The 19,786-nt window shown below is 72.7% G+C and carries 19 protein-coding genes; 9 read left to right on the forward strand and 10 right to left on the reverse strand.

What is annotated here, in order from left to right:
* Positions 1-144: 144 nt before the first annotated feature.
* Complete coding sequence (locus ITJ56_RS03090; protein WP_194627568.1) at positions 145-1,590, reverse strand: amidase; 1,446 nt, start codon at positions 1,588-1,590, stop codon at positions 145-147.
* A gap of 40 nt (positions 1,591-1,630) precedes the next feature.
* Here ITJ56_RS03090 and ITJ56_RS03095 point away from each other — a divergent pair, with 40 nt between their 5' ends.
* A complete protein-coding gene (locus ITJ56_RS03095; protein ID WP_194627570.1) occupies positions 1,631-1,930 on the forward strand; it encodes a hypothetical protein in 300 nt (99 codons plus the stop codon).
* 36 nt (positions 1,931-1,966) lie between these two features.
* Here ITJ56_RS03095 and ITJ56_RS03100 read toward each other — a convergent pair whose 3' ends face one another.
* A complete protein-coding gene (locus tag ITJ56_RS03100; RefSeq protein ID WP_194627572.1) occupies positions 1,967-2,383 on the reverse strand; it encodes an HIT family protein in 417 nt (138 codons plus the stop codon).
* Positions 2,384-2,454: 71 nt separating this feature from the next.
* Between ITJ56_RS03100 and ITJ56_RS03105 the strand changes: the two genes are divergently transcribed.
* Positions 2,455-4,119: an ABC-F family ATP-binding cassette domain-containing protein gene (locus tag ITJ56_RS03105; RefSeq protein ID WP_194627574.1), complete on the forward strand. Its 1,665-nt coding sequence runs from the start codon at positions 2,455-2,457 to the stop codon at positions 4,117-4,119.
* 48 nt (positions 4,120-4,167) lie between these two features.
* Positions 4,168-5,085, forward strand: coding sequence for a L,D-transpeptidase (locus ITJ56_RS03110; RefSeq protein WP_194627576.1), 918 nt, complete (start codon positions 4,168-4,170; stop codon positions 5,083-5,085).
* A 4-nt stretch (positions 5,086-5,089) separates the two neighbouring features.
* Here the strand turns inward: ITJ56_RS03110 and ITJ56_RS03115 are convergent, their stop codons facing one another.
* Genes ITJ56_RS03115 through ITJ56_RS03125 form a run of 3 tightly spaced genes read right to left on the reverse strand, consistent with a single transcriptional unit; the run spans position 5,090 to position 8,532 of the window.
* The gene (locus ITJ56_RS03115) at positions 5,090-6,385 is read right to left on the reverse strand and encodes a cytochrome P450 (protein ID WP_194627579.1); all 1,296 of its coding nucleotides are present in this window, start codon (positions 6,383-6,385) and stop codon (positions 5,090-5,092) included.
* A 27-nt stretch (positions 6,386-6,412) separates the two neighbouring features.
* Positions 6,413-6,991, reverse strand: coding sequence for a gluconokinase (locus tag ITJ56_RS03120; RefSeq protein ID WP_194627581.1), 579 nt, complete (start codon positions 6,989-6,991; stop codon positions 6,413-6,415).
* On the reverse strand, positions 6,988-8,532 hold the full coding sequence (locus ITJ56_RS03125) for a GntP family permease (RefSeq protein WP_228517108.1): 1,545 nt from the start codon (positions 8,530-8,532) through the stop codon (positions 6,988-6,990). Before ITJ56_RS03125 ends, ITJ56_RS03120 begins: the two co-directional genes overlap by 4 nt.
* A gap of 205 nt (positions 8,533-8,737) precedes the next feature.
* On the opposite strand from ITJ56_RS03125, the gene ITJ56_RS03130 reads away from it, so the two are divergent.
* A complete protein-coding gene (locus ITJ56_RS03130) occupies positions 8,738-9,436 on the forward strand; it encodes a FadR/GntR family transcriptional regulator (RefSeq protein ID WP_194627583.1) in 699 nt (232 codons plus the stop codon).
* A gap of 136 nt (positions 9,437-9,572) precedes the next feature.
* Here ITJ56_RS03130 and ITJ56_RS03135 read toward each other — a convergent pair whose 3' ends face one another.
* The 5 genes from ITJ56_RS03135 to ITJ56_RS03155 form a co-directional block, all read right to left on the reverse strand.
* Complete coding sequence (locus tag ITJ56_RS03135; RefSeq protein WP_194627585.1) at positions 9,573-10,178, reverse strand: GNAT family N-acetyltransferase; 606 nt, start codon at positions 10,176-10,178, stop codon at positions 9,573-9,575.
* A 9-nt stretch (positions 10,179-10,187) separates the two neighbouring features.
* Entirely contained in the window at positions 10,188-10,871 is a 684-nt protein-coding gene (locus tag ITJ56_RS03140; RefSeq protein ID WP_194627587.1) for a uracil-DNA glycosylase, read from the reverse strand.
* A gap of 5 nt (positions 10,872-10,876) precedes the next feature.
* Positions 10,877-11,596, reverse strand: coding sequence for a Type 1 glutamine amidotransferase-like domain-containing protein (locus tag ITJ56_RS03145; protein ID WP_194627589.1), 720 nt, complete (start codon positions 11,594-11,596; stop codon positions 10,877-10,879).
* On the reverse strand, positions 11,593-12,120 hold the full coding sequence (locus ITJ56_RS03150) for a phosphoribosyltransferase (protein ID WP_194627591.1): 528 nt from the start codon (positions 12,118-12,120) through the stop codon (positions 11,593-11,595). Before ITJ56_RS03150 ends, ITJ56_RS03145 begins: the two co-directional genes overlap by 4 nt.
* 71 nt (positions 12,121-12,191) lie before the next feature.
* Entirely contained in the window at positions 12,192-12,965 is a 774-nt protein-coding gene (locus ITJ56_RS03155) for an SDR family oxidoreductase (RefSeq protein WP_194627593.1), read from the reverse strand.
* Positions 12,966-13,045: 80 nt separating this feature from the next.
* Between ITJ56_RS03155 and ITJ56_RS03160 the strand changes: the two genes are divergently transcribed.
* The 5 genes from ITJ56_RS03160 (at position 13,046) to ITJ56_RS03180 (ending at position 19,748) form a co-directional block, all read left to right on the forward strand.
* Positions 13,046-14,134 (forward strand): acyltransferase family protein, encoded by a 1,089-nt coding sequence (locus ITJ56_RS03160; RefSeq protein WP_194627594.1) that lies wholly within the window; start codon positions 13,046-13,048, stop codon positions 14,132-14,134.
* 298 nt (positions 14,135-14,432) lie between these two features.
* Positions 14,433-15,764, forward strand: coding sequence for a bifunctional o-acetylhomoserine/o-acetylserine sulfhydrylase (locus ITJ56_RS03165; protein WP_194627596.1), 1,332 nt, complete (start codon positions 14,433-14,435; stop codon positions 15,762-15,764).
* A gap of 151 nt (positions 15,765-15,915) precedes the next feature.
* Positions 15,916-17,118 carry a homoserine O-acetyltransferase MetX gene (metX, locus tag ITJ56_RS03170; protein WP_194627598.1) on the forward strand — a complete coding sequence of 401 codons (1,203 nt, stop codon included), beginning with the start codon at positions 15,916-15,918 and terminating at the stop codon, positions 17,116-17,118.
* 153 nt (positions 17,119-17,271) lie between these two features.
* Positions 17,272-18,429 carry a sensor histidine kinase gene (locus ITJ56_RS03175; RefSeq protein WP_194627600.1) on the forward strand — a complete coding sequence of 386 codons (1,158 nt, stop codon included), beginning with the start codon at positions 17,272-17,274 and terminating at the stop codon, positions 18,427-18,429.
* Positions 18,426-19,748 carry a hypothetical protein gene (locus ITJ56_RS03180; RefSeq protein WP_194627602.1) on the forward strand — a complete coding sequence of 441 codons (1,323 nt, stop codon included), beginning with the start codon at positions 18,426-18,428 and terminating at the stop codon, positions 19,746-19,748. The genes ITJ56_RS03175 and ITJ56_RS03180 overlap by 4 nt, the downstream gene beginning before the upstream one ends.
* Positions 19,749-19,786: the final 38 nt, after the last annotated feature.

Genomic DNA, 19,786 nt, shown 5'->3' on the forward strand with positions numbered 1-19,786 from the left:
GCCCTGGTGGTGGCCCAGGTGGCGTGCTCGTCCGCGCAGACCGGACGGGCTGTGGACGGGAGCGGACGGCACCTGCGGGCGCGGTTGGGATGCGCACCGTGTGCCGGAAGGCAGGCACGGTGCCAGCCCGCCACGGGCCTCCCGTCAGGCGGTCCAGGCGGACGGGTGCCGCCGCTGCCAGCGCACCCGCCGCTCGAGCTGCGCACCGACGGCGAGCAGGACCCGCTCGCCGCCGGGCCGCCCGATGAGCTGCACACCCATCGGCAGCCCGCCGCCGTCCGGGTGGTCGTCCTCGGTGACCCCGACGGGCAGCGTGATCGCGGGGAGTCCCGCCACGTTGGCCATCGAGGTCCACGGCGAGTAGGCGCACTGGCGGCGGAAGTCCTCTTCCGGGTCGTCGCCGTACCAGCCGAGCGGCCGCGGCGTCAGCGCCAGGGTCGGCGTGAGCACGGCGTCGAAGCGGCCGAAGGTGCTGATCAGCGTCGTCGAGAAGGTGTCGAGCGTCGTCATCGCGTCGAGGAGCTGCGTGCCGGTGAGCCGCTGCCCGCGTGCGACCAGCCAGGACACCAGCGGGGTGAGCGCGGCGAGGTCGATGCCGGGGACCTCGGGCAGGCGGGCGGCGCCGGACTCCCACGCCACCCGGAACGCCTCGGCGTAGGGCACCCGGGGCATCCTGACGTCCTCGACACCGTGCCCGACCTCGCCGAGGAGCCGGACGGCGGTGTCGACCGCGGCACGAGCGGCGGGGTCGACGACCACGTCGACGGTGTCGTCCCAGGGCGAACCCTCGAGCAGCCCGACGACGAAGCGGCCCTCACCGCGGACGGCGGCCGCGGTGAACGGTCCATCGCCGACGTCGGGGGTGACGAGGGCGTACGGCGACGGTTCCGGCAGCCCGGACGGCGCCACCAGGGCGTCGAGGAGCATGCCGGCGTCGGCGACGGAACGGGTGAGCGGCCCGGCGACGGACAGCCCGCCGACACCGGAGCGGCCGGGCATGGACGGCACACGGCCCCGGCTCGGCTTCAACCCGACGAGCCCGGTCGCCGCTGCCGGGATGCGCACCGATCCACCGCCGTCGCTGCCGACCGCGGCCGGCAGCAGTCCGGCGGCGACGGCGACGGCGGCTCCGCTCGACGACCCCCCGGGCGCCCGGGCGGTGTCGTACGGGTTGCGGGTGGCGCCGAGCCGGGTCTCGGACGACGAGGACATGCCGAACTCCGGCGACGCCGTCTTGCCGAGGCTGACGGTGCCGGCGGCGTCGAGGGCCGCGACGAGCGGGTGGTCGGCCCGTGCCGGCCGGTCCGGCAGGCTCGCGGTGCCGTTCCGCGTGGGGACCCCGGCGCGGTCGTACAGGTCCTTGTCGGCGGACGGGAGGCCCCACAGCGGTCTGGACGTCGGCACCAGGTGACCGAGGCGCTCGGCTCGGGTTCGGGCCGCGTCCGCCGTGACCGTGACGAAGGCGCCGAGTCCCGGGTCGAGACGCTCGACGCGGGACAGGGAGTGCTCGGTGACCTCGAGGGCGGTCACCTCGCCGCGGCGGATCCAGTCCCAGAGTTCCTGTGCGGAGAGGTGGTGGAGTTCGAACACGGTTCCGAGCCTAGGCGGCGGTGGCCCGTATCCTTCGACGGTGGACACCACTCTCCCCTCCGGCACGACGAAGCGCCGGATCGAACTCCGGCTCGTCCGGCCCCTGTTCGCCTGGTTCGCCCGGCCGACCGTCACCGTCGACGGGGTGGGGCACCCGGCCCAGTGGGGCACCGGCACGTGGGCGGTGCCGGACGACGGGGACACGGTGATCGGTGTGTACCTGTTCAACCGCGCGTGGCGGTTCGGGGCGGCCTCGGTGCCGGTCGGTGGTTCGACCGCGCTCGAGTACCGAGGCGGGCTGCTGCCGGTCGGTGCGGGTCGGTTGGTGCCGCGGAGCTGAGGGTCGCGCCGGGCCGGGCCGGGCTGGCTGGGGCGGCTACTCGAACATCTCGGCGAGGAGCGCGTGCGGGTCACCGTCGACCACGTGCGCCGATCGTCGCTCCGGCCAGTGGGTCGTGCCGTCGTCCGGCCAGCACGGCACGACGTGGAGGTGCAGGTGGGGCACGCTCTGGCCGGCATCGGCCCCGGATGCCTGCAGCAGCACCGTGCCGGTCGCGCCGAGTGCCCCCTTCATCGCCCGCGCCACACGCTGTGCCAGGGCCGTTGTGGCGGCGAGCGCGGTCGGACCGGCGGTGAGCAGGTCGGCGGTGTGCTCGACCGGCGCGACGAGGGTGTGACCGGGGGCGAGCGCCGAGTCGGGCAGCGGTGCGAATGCGACGGCGTGTTCCTCGCGCTCCACCCACACGGTGGGCTCGTCCCCGGCGATCAGGGCACAGAAGACGCAGGAGTCCATCCACCCAGTCTCCTGCACGTCGTCCCCGCCGTGCGACGTGCAGCTCGCGCTCCGCATGGGACGATGGCCCCATGACCGCCACGCTCGTCGCCAAGGGCCTGTCCGGCGGGTACGCCGCTCGCACGCTGTTCGACTCCCTCGACCTGACGGTGGCACCCGGGGACGTGATCGGGGTCGTCGGCGTGAACGGTGCCGGCAAGTCCACGCTGCTCCGGCTGCTGGCCGGCGTCGACGAGCCCCTGACGGGCACCGTCTCCCTCGCCCCGACCGACGCGTTCGTGGGGTGGCTCCCCCAGGAGCACGAGCGGATCGCGGGCGAGACCGTCGCCGGGTACATCGCACGACGAACCGGATGCGCCGAGGCGACGGCGACCATGGACGCCGCCGCGGCCGCGCTCGGCGACCCCGACGCCGATGACGCGGCGGCCGACCGCTACTCGGCTGCCCTCGACCGGTGGCTGGCGGCCGGCGCCGCGGACCTCGAGGACCGGATCCCGGCTGTGCTCGCCGAGCTCGGGCTCGAGGTCGCGTCCGGTGCGGACGGCGTCGGCCCCGACTCGCTGATGACGTCGCTGTCCGGTGGGCAGGTCGCCCGCGTCGGCCTTGCCGCGCTGCTGCTGTCGCGGTTCGACATCGTCCTGCTCGACGAACCCACGAACGACCTGGACCTCGACGGGCTCGACCGGCTCGAGGGCTTCGTCCGCGGCCTCCGCGGCGGGGTGGTGCTCGTCAGTCACGACCGCGAGTTCCTGGCCCGCTCGGTGACGTCGGTGCTCGAGCTCGACCTGGCGCAGTCGTCGAACCGGCTGTTCGGCGGCGGCTACGACGCGTTCCTCGAGGAGCGCGAGATCGCCCGCCAGCACAAGCGCGACGCGTACGACGAGTTCGCATCGACGAAGGCCGACCTGGTCTCCCGCGCACGGACCCAGCGGGAGTGGTCGAGCCAGGGCGTGCGCAACGCCATGAAGAAGAACCCCGACAACGACAAGATCCGCCGTCGTGCCGCCTCGGAGTCGAGCGAGAAGCAGGCGCAGAAGGTCCGGCAGATGGAGTCCCGCATCGCCCGGCTCGACGAGGTCGACGAGCCGCGCAAGGAGTGGCAGCTCGAGTTCACCATCGGCAGCGCACCCCGCTCGTCGGCCGTCGTCGCCACCCTCTCCGACGCCACCTTCACGCAGGGTGACTTCACCCTCGGCCCGGTGTCGCTGCAGGTCGACGGCGGCGACCGCATCGGCATCACGGGGCCGAACGGTGCCGGCAAGTCGACACTGCTGCGGGCCCTGCTCGGCAAGCAGGCGCCGACGACCGGCACCGCCTCGCTGGGGTCGAGCGTCGCGGTCGGCGAGGTCGACCAGGCCCGCGGGGCGTTCACCGGCGACCAGCCACTCGCCGCCGCGTTCGAGGCGATCGTGCCCGAGTACACCACAGCCGACGTCCGCACCCTGCTCGCGAAGTTCGGGCTGAAGGCGGACCACGTCGGCCGTCCCGCCTCGGCGCTCTCCCCCGGCGAGCGCACCCGTGCCGGCCTCGCGCTGCTGCAGGCCCGCGGGGTGAACGTGCTCGTGCTCGACGAGCCGACGAACCACCTCGACCTGACGGCGATCGAACAGCTCGAGCAGGCGCTGGAGTCCTACGACGGAACCCTGCTGCTCGTCACACACGACCGGCGCATGCTGGAGACCGTCCGACTCGACCGGCAGTGGCTGGTCGAGGGCGGCCGGGTCACGGAGCGCTGACCCACGCAGGACCGGAACCAGCACGCAGACGACCGAGGGGGACGCACGATGCGACGGACGACCTGGATCGCCGTGACCGGTGGCGCGGTGGCGCTCGCCGTCGCCGCGGTCGTCGTGGGAGTGACGGCCGGTGCCCCGGCGCCGGAGCCGACCCGGGCGGCGCGGACGACCGCGACGCCGACCCCCACCCCGACGCCGACCCCCACCCCGACGCTCGCGGCAGTCCCGGCCGCTCCGTCCGACGCCACCCTGGCGGCGCTGCCGCTGGCGTACCACGACGGCGTCATCCCGCAGCTGCTCGACGGCGGGGACGTCGAGCCCGAGGACACGTGGCAGATCGCGACCCCGCGCACCGACCTCGTCGCCCTGTACGCGAGCCCGTCGAGCCGTGCCCGACCGGTGGCATCGCTCTCGCACCAGGTGTCGACGATCAACCGTCCCGCGGCGACGGCGGTCTGGGGCCGTTCGCCGGGCAAGGACGGCGGGATGCTGCTGGTGTCGACCCCGGCCCGGAACCGCACCCCGGGTGACGGCGGTGACCCGGACGCCCCGAGCGCGACGTTCGCGTGGGCCCGCGCCGCGGACTTCACCGTCACCCGCACCGACCGGATGATCACCGTCGACGTGGCCGCCAGCACGGTTTCCGTCGTCACCCGGAAGGGCAAGGTGACCGCGACCGAGGTCGCACGGCTCGGCACCCCCGAGGACCCCACCCCGACGGACACCGCGACCTACGTCGAGGCCGCGTACGTCGACACCCGGGTGACCTACACGCAGGGCAACCCGATCATCCTGACGGGGGCGCACTCGTCGCGCATCCCGTCGTACGGCGGCAACGCGGCCCTGACGGCGCTGCACTACTACCCGGACCCGACCGGCAGCTCGCACGGCTGCGTGCGGATCTCGGCCGAGATGACCCGCACCCTCGCAGCCCTGCCCGTCGGCACCCCGATCCGGTTCAGCTGAGCGATCAGTGGAAGGGGCAGCGACCCCGTACCGTGCCGCCCGACGCGGGCTTCGTGGGCAGTCGGCGGCGATCGACCTCGAGCCCGTCGTCGAGGATCGTGACCCGCGGGTCGCTCAGCACCGCCACCGCGCTCGCGAGGGCTGCGATCGCCACCTTCTCCCCCGGACACCGGTGACCCGTCGCGACCTCGGCACCCCCGTGCGGGACGAAGGTCGCGACGGCCTCGTAGTCCTCCACGCCGACCCACCGCTCCGGGTCGAAGCTGCCGGCGTGGTCCCACGACCGCTCGTCGGTGTCGGTGCCGAGGATGTCGAGCAGCACCCGTCCGCCGGCGCGGAGTCGCTCGCCGTCGAGTTCGACGTCAGTGGTGGCCCAGGCCGGCAGCATCGGGACGAAGGGCGCGGTCCGGCGGATCTCCTGCGCGAAGGCGACGGCGAGGGGCCCGTCGACCGGCGGCGCGTCGACAGGTCCGTCGACGCCGCTGCCGCCCGACGTGGTCTCCGCGGCGATCCGCTCCCGCCACACCGGCCGGTCGTGGAGCTCCTTCGCGGCGAACGCGACGAACCGGGCCACGGCGATCGCGGGACGGATGCTGTTCTGCAGCTCGACACCGGCCAGTCGCGGCGGCAGGAGCGCCCCCTCGGCGTCCCGGTGCCAGGCCCACTCGTACAGGGCCGTGTGGGGCTCCGGGGTGAGTCGCCCGCCCCGGACGGCCTCGATCAGACGCCGGGCGTGCCGGTCGGACCAGTGCCGGTTCAGCACGGCCTGCAGGTACTCCGGCGAGTACGGCACCCCGAAGCCGTCGACGATCTGCGCGAGCTTCGCCGCCCACCGGGTCTTCGCCGCAGGGGTTCCCGGCAGCCCCGCCCAGCGCATGACCGCACGGCCGATCGCCCCGACCGCCGCGTCGTACGCCGACCGGGTCCCGCCGGTGATCCAGGCGTCGCGTTCCGCCGACCACTCCTCGCGCAGCAGCGGTGCGAGTCGGCGCACCTGCTCGTCCTCGTACGCCACGTCGACGAAGGTGGCCTTGCGGTGGTGGTGCTCCGCCCCGTCGAGGCTGTGCACCGAGCCGACGCAGAACAGGGTGCGCTGCACGATCGGTGGCATCGCCCCGTGCCGCGCCGTCCGGTCACCGTCGTAGAACAGGTCGACGCCCTCGGCACCCCTGACGAGCAGTGCCGGACGGCCGAGCAGTCGGAACGGCACCGCTCTGGCGTCGGTGCGGGTCCCGCGCCAGAGGTGGGCGCCGAACCCGTACCCGCGGGTCAGGAGCGAGAGGGAGTCGTCGATCGCCATGCAGCCATGCTGCCGAGCGCCGCCCGATCAGGTTCTCGGGATCGGGACCAGTCCGAGCCGCTCCACGACCTCGGCGCTCTCCTGCTCCGGGGTGCGGTCGGCGGTGATCGTCACGTGCGCCTCGTCGTCCTGCGGCGGCTCGAGCGTGGCCAGCTGCGACTGCAGCAACGACGTCGGCATGAAGTGCCCGGAGCGCTGCGACATCCGCTCCTCGATGAGCGCGCCGTCACCGGCCACGTGCACGAACACCACGCCGGGCGCCCGCAGCACGTCACGGTACGAGCGCTTCAGGGCCGAGCAGGTGACGACACCGTTCGTCCCGGCGTCCAGGTGCCCACGGATCCACCCCGCGACGACCTCGAGCCACGGCCAGCGGTCCTCGTCGGTCAACGGGGTGCCGGCCTGCATCTTGTCGACGTTCGCCGGCGGGTGCATCGCGTCGCCCTCGGCGAACTCCCACCCGACCTGCTCCGCCACCATCGCGGCGACGGTCGACTTGCCCGAGCCGGACACGCCCATGACGACCAGGACCCGAGCGTCCAGCCCGGCGTCGGCCGCGCGAGCAGCACCGGCAGCACCGGCACCGGCGTCCGATGCGCCGATCATCGGATGAACACCCCGGCCAGCAGTACGCCGAGCAGCCCGAACACCGAGATGAGGCACTCGAGGACCGTCCACGTCTTGAACGTCTGCCCGACCGTGGTGTTCAAGTACCCCTTCACCAGCCAGAAGCCGGCATCGTTGACGTGCGACAGGAACACCGACCCCGCACCGATCGCGAGGACCAGCAGCGACGTCATCGGCGACGACAGGTCGGCGGCGATGGGCGCCATGATGCCCGCGGCCGTCACCGTCGCGACGGTCGCCGACCCGGTCGCGACGCGGACCAGGGCCGAGACCACCCAGGCGACGAGGAGCACCGAGACCCCGGAGTCCTTCACGGCGTCGGCGATGACCCCGCCGATGCCCGTGTCGATGAGGACCTGCTTGAAGCCACCGCCCGCACCGACGATGAGCAGCACGCCCGCCACCGGGGGCAGCGCGCTCTCGAGCGACTTCGACACGGCTGACCGGTCCATGCCGCCGCCGATCGCGAAGAAGACCATCGCGTAGACCGCAGCGATCCCGATGGCGATCACGGGCGATCCGAGGAAGTCGAGCAGGCTCACCCACGATCCCGTGGCGTCGGGCGCCGACGCTTCTCGGATGGCCTGGGCGAGCATGAGCACCACCGGCAGCAGGATACCGATCAGTGCGACGGTGAAGGAGGGGCTGCGCGGCTCGCTGATGACGCGCGTGAAGTCGCTCTTGCCGCTGGGCAGGGACGCGGTGTCCTGCGTGGCGGGGCGTCGGCGGGCCTGACGTCCGGAGTGCGCCGGGTCGTCGGAGAAGGAGCCCGACCCGGCAGCGGCGCCAGCCGTGGCGACCGACCCGCGCGACCCGAACATGTCGGGGGCGGGGATGTCGACCCATCGAGCCGCGACGCGGGCGAAGAGCGGACCGGCGAGGATGATGACCGGGATCGCCAGGACGATGCCGAAGGCGAGGGTCGTGCCGAGGTTCGCCCCCACGGTCGAGATCGCGACGAGCGGGCCAGGGTGCGGCGGCACGAACGCGTGCATCGTCGACAGGCCGACCAGGGCGGGCACGGCGATCTTCATGATCGGCACCTCGCTCCGTCTCGCGACCAGGACGATGATCGGGATGAGCAGGACGAGCCCGACCTCGAAGAACATCGGCAGGCCGATGAGCGCGCCGATCAGGGCCATCGTCCACGGCAGCGCCGCCTTCGACGACTTCCGGACCAGGGTGTCCACGATCCGGTCGGCTGCGCCGGAGTCGACGAGCATCTTGCCGAACATCGCGCCGAGCCCGACCAGGATGCCGACGCTCGTCATCGTCGCGCCGAAGCCGTCGCCGAAGCTCGTGACCGCCTTGTCCGGCGCGAGCCCGGCACCGATGCCGACGCCGAGTGCACCGATGGTGAGCGCGATGAAGGGGTGCACCTTGAGCCAGGTGATGAGCGCGATGATCACCACGATGCCGATGAGTGCCGCGATGATCAGCTGCGGGATCGACCCGGACGGGTCGACCGTCTCGGTGGTGCCACCTGCGGCGAGCACGTGTACTGGGAGAGCGTGAGGCATCAGCGCCCCTTCCTGGAGTCGCTGCTGCGCGGCTCCGTCGCCTTCGTGTCGAGGGCCGTCTGGCGTGTCGAACGCCGGCCCTCAATAATCTGATTAATCAGACTATACGCCGTCCTTCCGCGCGCCGACCGCCCGTCACCGGAGTCTGCCGCTTCGATGGGGTCGACGTCACGGCGCCGCGTGACCTGTACTGCATGGAGGAACGATGCCCACCGCACGCGGACTGCACGCCCACGTGCTCGACACCCTCGGGCAGCGGATCGTCGACGGCGACCTGGCCACCGGTACCGTCGTGCGCCCGGAGCTGGTCGCCGACGAGTTCGGCGTCTCGCGCTCCGTCGTGCGCGAGGCGCTCCGGGTCCTCCAGTCACTCGGCCTGGTCGAACCCCGGCAGCGGGTCGGCACGCGCGTCCGGGAAATCGCGGCGTGGGAACTGCTCGCCCCGACCGTCATCCGGTGGCGCGGCACCTCGCCGGCGTACTTCGTGCAGCAGCGCGAGTTGCTCGAGCTGCGGCTCGGCGTCGAGCCCGTCGCCGCGTCGCTGACGGCCGGTTCCACGGGGGCGCCCGCCGTGCTCGCCGCCGCACAGGACATGCTCGAGGCCTGCGGGCGCGAGGACAGCCCCGCCTACCTCGAGGCCGACGTCCGCTTCCACCGGGCACTGCTCACCGGGTCCGGCAACGCCGTCTTCGCGCACTTCGCCGGCACCGTCGAAGCGCTCCTCCGCACCCGCACGTCGGAGTCGCGCGACCCCATCACCCGCTGGACGCGCGAGGCGGCCCTCCGCCACGAGGCGGTCGGGCACGCGGTGGTGGCGGGCGACGGTGCCGCCGCCGCGACGGCGGCGACCGCGCTCGTGCGCGTGACGCGCGACGAGTTCATCACCGAGGCCCCGGCGGGCTGACACGACCCAGCGGCGGACGGGAGGCCCGTGGCGGCCCCGCACCGCGCCTCCCGTCCGCCGGTGACGCGCGTCTCGTGCTCGTGGTCGGGCCTGTGCGCGTCCGTGTGCGCGTACCAGCCTGCTCGCGCGCCGTCCGCTACCGGCGGCGGGCGAAGCGGCGCGGTCCGCGCAGCCGCAGGCGCATCGTGACGGTGCCGAGCCAGCGGTCGTACTTGTAGCCGACCTTGCCCATGCGACCGACCTCCTCGAAGCCCAGGCGCTCGTGCAGCCGGATCGACGCCTCGGCCTGCCGGTCCGCGATCACCGCGACGACCTCGCGGACGCCGGCGGACCGGCACTCGTCGAGCAGTGCCTCCATCAGCGCCCGCCCGAGCCCCTTGCCGCCGGACGCCGCCCCGAGGTAGATGGAGTCCTCGACGACGTGGTTCGAGCGGTCCCGGGGGTTCCAGGCGTCGACCAGCGCGTACCCGAGGATCTGCCCGGCCGGGTTCTCCGCCACCAGGAACGGCAGCTTCCGCTTCCGGATGTCGTCGTAGCGCTTCTTCCACGCCGCGAACGTGAACGCCGAGGGGTCGAACGTCACCGACGAGTTCCGGACGTAGTGCGTGTGGATCTCGCGCACGTGGGGCAGGTCGCCCACCTCGGCCGCGCGGATCCGGTACTCGAACGCCGTCTCGGTCGCCGCCGGGGCACGCAGGTGTCGCGGCAGGACCCGCCGTCGCTGGTATTCCTCCTCGAGCACGTGCCGAGCCTACTGAGCGGGCAGGGTCCAGTCGACGGGCGGCGCGCCCTGCGCCTCGAGCAGGGCGTTCACCTGCGAGAACGGGCGGCTGCCGAAGAACCCGCGCGAAGCGCTGAGCGGGCTGGGGTGCGCCGACGCGACGACCGGGGTGTCGCCGAGGAGGGGCCGGACCGAGCCGGCCTGGGCACCCCAGAGGACCGCCACGAGCGGTGTCCCGCGGGCGACGAGCGCGCGGACGGCCTGGTCGGTGACCGTCTCCCAGCCCTTGCCGCGGTGACTGCCGGCGTCACCCGCACGCACGGTGAGCACCCGGTTGAGCAGCAGGACGCCCTGATCCGACCACGCACGCAGGTCGCCGTGCGGCGGGGGCGTCACGCCGAGGTCGTCGGACAGCTCTCGGTAGATGTTCGCCAGGCTGCGCGGCACGGGTCGGACGGCGGGGTCGACGGCGAACGACAGGCCGACCGGGTGGCCGGGCGTCGGGTACGGGTCCTGCCCGACGACCAGGACCTTCACGGCCTCGAACGGACTCGTGAACGCCCGCAGCACGTCAGGACCGGCGGGCAGGTAGCGGCGGCCGGCAGCGGTCTCGTCACGGAGCCAGGCGCCGATCCGGTGCACGTCGCCCTCGACGGGTGCGAGCGCCGACACCCAGCCGGGGTCGACCAGGTCGGCGAGCGGCCGCGGTTCCACGACGACTACGCGCCCATGGTGGCGACGGCCACCGACTCCTCGCCGGCCATGACACGCCAGACGCTGCCGGTGCCGCGGACCTGGAGCGCGCCCTCGCCGACGACCAGGGTGGTGTCCTCGTCGATCGCGAGCCCGGCAGTGACGAACTCAGCCTCGGCGCTGGCGATGAGTCGCGCGAGCGTGCCGGCCTGCACCGCGTGCACGTCGATGGTCAGGTCGACCAGGCCGAGGCCCTCGCGGAGCTCGACCTCGTCCAGCCCCTCGGACGCGGCCTCTGGACAGATCTCGACGCCGCCGATGCGCCAACCGCCCACCAGGGCACGATCGGCGGCGATCATCGCGCCGGCCGAGTAGCCGAGGTAGGGCAGGCCGTCGGAGACGAGCAGGCGGAGCTGGTCGACGAGCGGGGCGATGGCCGCGAGGTAGTCGGGGGTGACCCCGCCACCGACGACGAGTGCGTCGACGTCGCTCAGGACCGTCGTGTCGAAGACCTGGCCGGCCGCGACCTCGGTGACGAGCACCTCGGCCGTGCGCGGGCCGCCGAGGACCTCGGCGATGTCGCTGGTCGACGACGGGCTGCCACCGTCGGGGCCGGCCACGGAGAGCAGGGCGATGCGCGGCACCGTGCGGCCGACCGCGGCCGAGCGTGCGGTGGCCTCGGCGAGGAACGGGGCGGCGGCGTCCGACGCGGCGAAGAGTCCGCCGCCGACGAGGTGGATGCTCACGACTCGGCCGTCACCGGGGCGAGGGCGCTCCACGGGAACGTGATCCAGCCGTCGACCCGGCGCCACACGTGGTCGGGCTCGAGGACCGTGCCGGGCTTCGAGTAGAGGCAGGCGCTGCGGACGTCGGCACCGGCGTTCGCGATGATGTCGACCACCAGGCGCAGGGTGCGGCCGGAGTCGGACACGTCGTCGACGACGAGGACCCGCTTGCCGGCCAGGCTCGGGGCGTCGAGGGCGGGGGCGAGCACGACGGGCTCCTCCAGCCGCTGCTCGACGTCGGTGTAGAACTCGACGTTGATCGAGCCGCACTCCTTGGTGCCGAGGGCGTAGGCGACGGCACCGGCGATGATCAGTCCGCCGCGGGCGACGGCGACGACGACCTCGGGCTCGAAGCCGCTGGACAGGACGTCCTTGGCGAGCAGGCGCGCGGCGTCGCCGAACTCCAGCCAGCCGAGCACCTCGGGCCCGCTCGTCACGGTCACGGTCGACGGAGCCGCGGGTTCGGGTTCACTGCTGATCGGCATCCGACCACGGTACCGGCAGGGACCCCGCGCCCGCGACCCGCGGCCGCCGCCCGGGCGCTGCGCGGATGTGCTCAGCGCGGAGTCAGGGGGCCGCGCGCCAGCTTGTGCTGCGCGGACTGCGCCACCGGCCGGATCGTGACCAGGTCGAGGTTGACGTGGGCCGGCAGCTCCACCGCGTGCACGATCGCCTCGGCGACGTCCGCGGCTACGAGCGGCTCGGGTACGTCGTCGTAGACAGCGGCGGCCTTCTGCTCGTCACCGCGGAACCGGGTCAGCGCGAACTCGTCGGTCTTCACCATGCCGGGGGCGATCTCGACCACCCGGATCGGCTCACCGTTCAGCTCGAGGCGGAGCGCGCCGACCAGGGCGTGCTCGGCGAACTTCGCGGCGTTGTAGCCGCCACCGTTCTCGTACGCCACGAAGCCCGCGGTGCTCGTCACCGTGACGATGTCCGCTCCCCCGGTCGCTCGGGCACGGTCACGAAGGTGCGGCAGCAGCGCCGCGACGACGCGCTTCGTGCCGATGACGTTGACCTCGAACATGGCGCGCCAGTCGTCGACGTCGGACTCCTCCACGCTCGCCGAACCGAACGCCCCGCCGGCGTTGTTCACGAGCACGTCGGCGCCGCCGAGTCCGCCGACCCGGGCGGCCAGTGCCGCCACATCGTCACCGCTCGTGATGTCCGCCACCAGGACGTCCGCCCCGGTCTCCTCGGCGAGCGCCTCGAGCTTCGACGCCCGGCGTGCGACGGCGAGCACGTCCCAGCCCCGCGAGCGGAACAGCCGGACGGTGGCCGCTCCGATGCCCGAGCTCGCTCCGGTGACGACTGCGCGTCGTGCTGCCATGTGATCTGCCTCCTGGGTGGATGAGTGTCCACCGTACCGAGCCGGACCGAGCAGGTCACGATCCGGTAACGTGACCGGCGATGACGACGGACGCCGCCCCTCCCGCCCCCTCGGCCCCGGCGACGGAGCTCGAACCCGGCCGGACGCCACGCCGGATCCCGATGTGGGACACCGCGCGGTTCGTCGCGGTCACGCTCGTCGTGATCGGCCACGCGATCCAGCGGCAGACCCCCGCGAGTGAGCACGCCCTGGCGCTCTACACGTTCATCTACGCGTTCCACATGCCGGCGTTCGGCGTGATCAGCGGGTACTTCTCGTCGGCGGACACCCCGACGGCGAAGCGGATGCGCCGTACGATCACGGACATCGTGGTGCCGTACATCATCATGCAGACGATCTGGACAGTGGTGCAGGGCATCGTCGAGGGCGGCAAGGACTTCAACCCCACCAAACCGACCTGGACCCTCTGGTTCCTGCTGGCCCTCGGCATCTTCAAGCTGATCCTGCCGTACCTGGCACAGCTGCGGTGGCCGCTGTTCTGGGCCGTCGTCTTCAGCATCGGCGTCGGGTACTTCGACAACGTCGACTCGACGCTCTCACTGTCCCGCGCGATCAGCCTGCTGCCGTTCTTCCTGCTCGGCTGGCAGGTCAAGCAGTGGGGCGTCTTCGACCGCTGGTACGAGGCCTCGCGCCGCACGGTGGTCCGGATCCGCATCGCGGCCGCCGTGGTCTTCGCGGGGTGGGCGGTGTCCTGTGCGATCTGGATCCCGCAGTTCAAGGAGTTCGACCTGCACCACTGGTTCTTCTACGACGACTCGTACTCGGGTCTCGGCGAGGACGCCTGGTGGGCCGGCGCGGTGCGGTTCGGCCTGATGCTGCTCGCGACGCTCCTGACCGCGTCGTTCCTGGTGCTCATCCCCCGGCGAACGGTCTGGATCACCCGGTTCGGCGCCGCCACGATGTACGTCTACCTGCTGCACACGTTCGTCCTCTACCCGATCCGCGAGTCCGGCGTGTTGGCTGGCCCGCACTCCGCGTGGCCGTTCGTGCTCCTCATGGTCGTCATCGCGTGCGCCGTCAGCCTCTTCCTGGCGCAGCCCTTCGTGCGGCGCGGGATGCGGTGGCTGCTCGAGCCCAAGGTCGACTGGCTCTTCCGCCGGGCGCAGTGACCTCGACCCTCGCACCGTGCGAGGGCCGTCCGCGAACGGTGCGAGGATCCGTCCGTGGTGCAGGGGGCGCGGGCTCGCACCGAGTCCGGAACCTCGCACCACAGGTGACCTCGCACGGTGCGAGCGCACGCGGTCGGCCTGGAGGCCCGTGGCGCGTCGGGCGCGTGCGTTACGCCCCGAGGCGGGTGCGCTGGTGCGGACCCGATCACCTGCGTACCGTGACCGGGGACGCAGCGCCGCACCGTGCCTCCGGGCCGACGGCGCGACCGCACGAGAACCGCACCCGACAGGAGCACCGATGAGCACGAACGACGCAGCCGCCTGGCGGTTCGAGACCGCCCAGGTCCACGCCGGCGCACAGCCGGACCCGACCACCGGCGCCCGCGCGACGCCGATCTACAAGACGACCTCGTACGTCTTCGCGAACTCGGACGAGGCGCGTGACCTGTTCGCCCTGGCCAAGCCGGGCAACATCTACTCGCGGATCATGAACCCCACGAACGACGTCGTCGAGCAGCGCATCGCCGCGCTCGAGGGTGGCAGCGGCGCGCTCCTCGTGGCCTCCGGCCAGGCGGCGGAGACCTACGCGGTCCTGAACATCGCGGGGGCCGGTGACCACATCGTGTCGTCGTCGTCCATCTACGGCGGCACGTACAACCTGTTCAAGTACACGCTCGCCAAGCTCGGCATCGAGACGACCTTCGTCGAGGACCAGGACGACCTCGAGGAGTCGCGTCGCGCGGTCCGCCCGAACACGAAGCTGTTCTTCGCCGAGACGATCGGCAACCCGAAGATCAACGTGCTGGACATCACCGGCGTCAGCGACGTCGCCCACGAGTCCGGTGTCCCGCTGATCGTCGACAACACGATCGCGACGCCGTACCTCATCCGTCCGTTCGAGCACGGTGCCGACATCGTGGTGCACTCGGCGACGAAGTTCCTCGGCGGGCACGGCACGGTCATCGGCGGGATCATCGTCGACGGCGGGAAGTTCGCCTGGTCCGAGCACGCCGACCGGTTCCCGGAGTTCAACACGCCGGACCCGTCGTACCACGGCGCCGTCTTCGCCGACGCGGTCGGCAATGAGCTCGCCTTCATCGTGAAGGCCCGCGTCCAGCTGCTCCGCGACCTCGGCGCGTCGAACTCGGCGGACACGGCGTTCGCGCTGCTGCAGGGCATCGAGACCCTGTCGCTCCGCATCGAGCGGCACGTGTCGAACGCGCAGGAGATCGCCGAGTGGCTCGACCAGCACCCCGACGTCGCCACGGTCGCCTACGCCGGGCTGCCGACCTCGCCGTGGTACGCCGCCGCGAACCGCTACGCACCGAAGGGCGTCGGTGCGGTGCTGTCGTTCGAGCTCAAGGGCGGGGTCACCGCGGGCAAGGCGTTCGTCGACAACCTGCAGCTGTTCTCGCACCTGGCGAACATCGGTGACGTGCGGTCGCTCGTGATCCACCCGGCGTCGACCACGCACTCGCAGCTCACGCCCGAGCAGCAGCTGACCACCGGGGTCACGCCGGGCCTGGTGCGCCTGTCCGTCGGCATCGAGAACGTCGAGGACCTGAAGGCCGACCTCGAGGCCGGGCTCGCCGCGGCCCGGGCGGTCGCGCAGGAGAGCCAGCGCGCGTAGCGCTCGTTCGCCACGCTGCCGATGCGGAACGACAGGGCCGATGTCGCACGACGTCGGCCCTGTCGTTCTGCGTCGTCGAGGCCCGGCCACGCGCCGGACGTGACGTAACACGGCGGCGACGACCCGCGCCTCCCGGCAGACTGGACCCACGATGGACTGGCAGACGACCCCCGAGGACTCCGTGCCGTCCACCCTGGTGCCCGGCACCGAACTCGGCACCCTCGGCAAACCGCCGGTCACAGGCGCCTGGCGCCCCGGCGACCACCCCGGCGCCCGTCACTTCGCATCGCTCGGCGAGCAGTGGGTGCGCGGCGGCCGTCTGCCGGTCGTCCGCGTGGCGTACGAGTCGTGGGGCACGCTCAACGCGGCGCGCGACAACGCCGTCCTCGTCCTCCACGCGCTCACGGGCGACTCGCACGTCGCCGGCGACGCCGGTCCCGGACACCGCACCGCCGGCTGGTGGGGCGACGTCGTCGGCCCCGGCAAGCCGATCGACACCGACCGCTGGTTCGTGATCGCGCCCAACATGCTCGGCGGCTGCCAGGGCACGACCGGGCCGTCGTCGGTGTCGCCGACCGGGGTCGAGTGGGGATCGCGGTTCCCGTTCGTCACGGTGCGCGACCAGGTCGCGGTGCAGGCACGGCTGGCCGACCGACTCGGCATCGACACCTTCGCAGCGGTCATCGGCGGGTCGATGGGCGGCATGCACGCGCTCGAGTTCGCGATCGCGCACCCCTCGCGGGTGGAGCGCCTGGCGGTCCTCGCATCGACGGCGCAGACCACGGCCGACCAGATCGCGGCGAACTCGCTGCAGCGCTCCGCGATCCGGATGGACCCGGCGTTCGGGAACGGCGACTACTACGAGGCCGACGCCGGCGAGGGACCGCACCGCGGGCTGGCGCTCGCGCGGCGGATGGCGCTGATGACCTACCGGGCGTCGGACGAGCTGAACGGGCGGTTCGCCCGGTCATGGCAGAGTGACGTCTCGCCGCTCGGCGACGACGGACGGTTCTCGGTGGAGAGCTACCTGGACTTCCACGGCAACAAGTTCACGCGGCGGTTCGACGCCTCGAGCTACGTGACACTCACGCACGCGATGGACTCGCACGACGTCGGGGTGGGCCGGGGCGGTGTCGCCGCGGCGCTCGGGCTCGTGACCGCGCGGACGCTCGTCGTCGGGATCTCGAGCGACCGGCTGTTCCCGATCGAGGACCAGCACCGGATCGCAGCGGGGGTGCCGAACACCCTCGACGGCGAGTCGGCGGCGGTGGTCGAGAGCGAGTTCGGGCACGACGGGTTCCTCATCGAGCACGAGCAGGTCGGCGCGCACCTGCGGCGGTTGCTCCCCGATTGATGGACCTGCGATAACGATCTCGCCCCATCCGGGACCAACTGGCGCGCCGGAGTCCCCCCAACGGGTGGCGCGCGTGGAATGATGGCGTGGAGCCCGGCACTGACCGACGCTCGGTTTCCCGCACCACCCAGATCGTCACCAACCAGGACATCGATGGACTTCATCGCACAGGAACGCGACCGCTTGCTGCGGTCGACGACCCGTGTCGTGGGGATCGTCTGCGCGCTCGTCAGCGTCGTGGGGATTATCTCCGCCGCCGCGGTGCCCGCGTTGCCTCTCACCACGGCGCTCCTCTGCATCGCCGCGATGATCGCCGCGCTCGTCGTCTTCGGACGGAGCGGCGCCGTCTGGTGGACCGCCGCCATCGTCGTGACCGGCCTCGCCACGATGGTGCTGCTCTTCCTCGGCGTCGACGAGTCCGTGCGCCCGCTCATCGCGAGCGCCGTGATGCCCCTCGCTGCGGGCGGCTTGTCAGCGCCGCTGATGGCGCAGCGCGGGCACCCGGTCGGCCTCGGTATCACCATCGCGGGCGGCGGGGCAGTCGTCGTGCTCATGGTGTGGGGCTCGGGCACACTCCTGTCCACGCCCGTCAGCGGCGCGCTGCTCGGCTGGGTCCTGATGGCCGTCGTCGCCATCTGGATCTCCCGCAGCATCCCCCGAGTGGCCCGCCGGATCTACAGCATCGGGACGGCCCACCGCGCCGAACGACAGGCCAGCGAGACCGAGGCGCAGCGCCGCCAGGGGGCCCGGCTGCTGCACGACACCGTGCTCGCCACACTCACCCTCCTCGCGCACTCCGGCGTCGGCGTCTCCGAGCAGGCCATGCGCGAGCAGGCCGCTGAGGACGCCCGACTGCTCCGCCACCTCCGCCTCGGCGCCACCCCGCAGCCGTCGCAGTCCGGCGACTACTCGCTCACGCGCCAGGAAGAGTCGCCGCTCGGACAGACCCTCGAGTCGGTCAAACAGCGATTCGGCCGGATGGGGCTCGAGGTGAGCTGGCACGGCACCGGGCAGGTGCTCCTGCCCTCGCACGTGCTCGACGCGTTCCTCCTCGCGCTCGGCGAGTGCCTGGAGAACGTCCGCCGGCACGCCGGCGTCGGCGAGGCCCACGTGACGATCGTCCACGACAACGAGGTCGTCCGTGCGATGGTCACCGACTCCGGCGTCGGCTTCGACCTCATCACCGTCAGCGCCGAGCGGCTCGGCTTCAAGGAGAGCGTCGTCAACCGCCTCCGCGAGGTCGGCGGCGACGCGAAGCTCTTCTCCGCGCCGGGCTCCGGCACCACCGTCGTCCTGGAGGCACCGCGATGACCCGCGTCCCCGAGGACACCATCGGCCGCAGCCTGCCCGGCGAGACCGCTCCCCCCGCACCCCGCACCCGGCGCGAGGCCCGCGAGCGCTACCGCACGAGCGAACGCCGTCAAGCCCGCGGCCTCCCCTCGACCTCCACGGGTGCCCGGTCGCTGCGCCAGGCCGCGAAGCCCGGCGCTTCGCTCGGTGCGGGCTACCTCGGCCTCGGCGCCGCGATCCTCACCGCGATCGAGGCCGTCGTCGGCATCGCCTCCTTCCTGCTCCGCTGGAACGACTACTCCGACCCGTGGCTGCCCGCGGCCGCCTGGGCGCTGTACATCGTCGCCGCGGTCGGGGTCGTCCTCAGCGTGCTGACCTACGGCGAGCGACTGACCGGTCTCGCCTTCGCGCTCATCTGCGTCGTCCTCGCCTGCGTCGTCACGCTCGACTTCATCGGCATCTGGCCCGAGCACGACGTCGCCCACACGGCCACGGCGTCGATGGCGGCAGGGTTCGCCCTGCTGCCGATCGCCACACTCCGTCCCGCGCGCGAGGTCGCCGTCGCGATCGGGGTCCTCGGCGCCGCGTTCATCGGCATGGCCGTGGTGTCGACGCCGATCACGAGCGACACCCTGCCGGGCATCGTCTCCCTCCTGTCGCTCGTCGTCGTGCCGCCGGCCATCGCCCTGTACGTCGTGCAGCGGTTCCGGCAGCTCGTCCAGCGCGAACTCGACCGGGTCCTGGTGCAGAGCAACGTGCAGGCGCCGCAGTTCGCCGTCGGCATGCTCGCCTCCGACGAGCTCGCCCGGCTCGACCTGGCCGCCGAGAAGCTGCTCGACGCCGTCGCCAACGGCACCGACCCGCTGCCGCTCTCCGACGCCTCGAGCTCCGTCGCCGCCTCACTCGCCACCGAACTCCGCCTGCACCTGATCGAGGGCCGCCGCGAGACCTGGCTCTACCACGCGATCACGGAGTCCGACCACCTGGGCCGCTCGGTGAGCGTCGCCGACCCGACGGCCCTGGCCGGGCACCTCTCTCCCGCGCAGCGCGACGGGCTGCTGCAGGCTGTCTGGCAGATGGTCGGCGACGGTCGCACCGCGCAGCCCGGCATGCCCGTCGTCTCCGTCACCCTCGGTCCGATCGGCTCCGACGGCCACCCGGTCTCCGACGAGACGATGGACGTCCCCGTGGTCATCGAGTCCCGGGGGGTCCCGCGCCGCAGCCTCGGCCCGACGGCCTGGAGCGCCCTGCAGCGCATCGGCCCGTACACCGAGACCGTCCGGGACGGCACGCTGCACATCGTCGCGCACTGCGTCGTGAACCGACATCCGTCGATGTAGCTGCGGGACACCCGCACGCCTCCCCGTCTTCCGGCCGC

It is taken from the genome of Curtobacterium sp. VKM Ac-1376 (genome assembly GCF_015351025.1).
Classification (GTDB): Bacteria; Actinomycetota; Actinomycetes; order Actinomycetales; family Microbacteriaceae; genus Curtobacterium.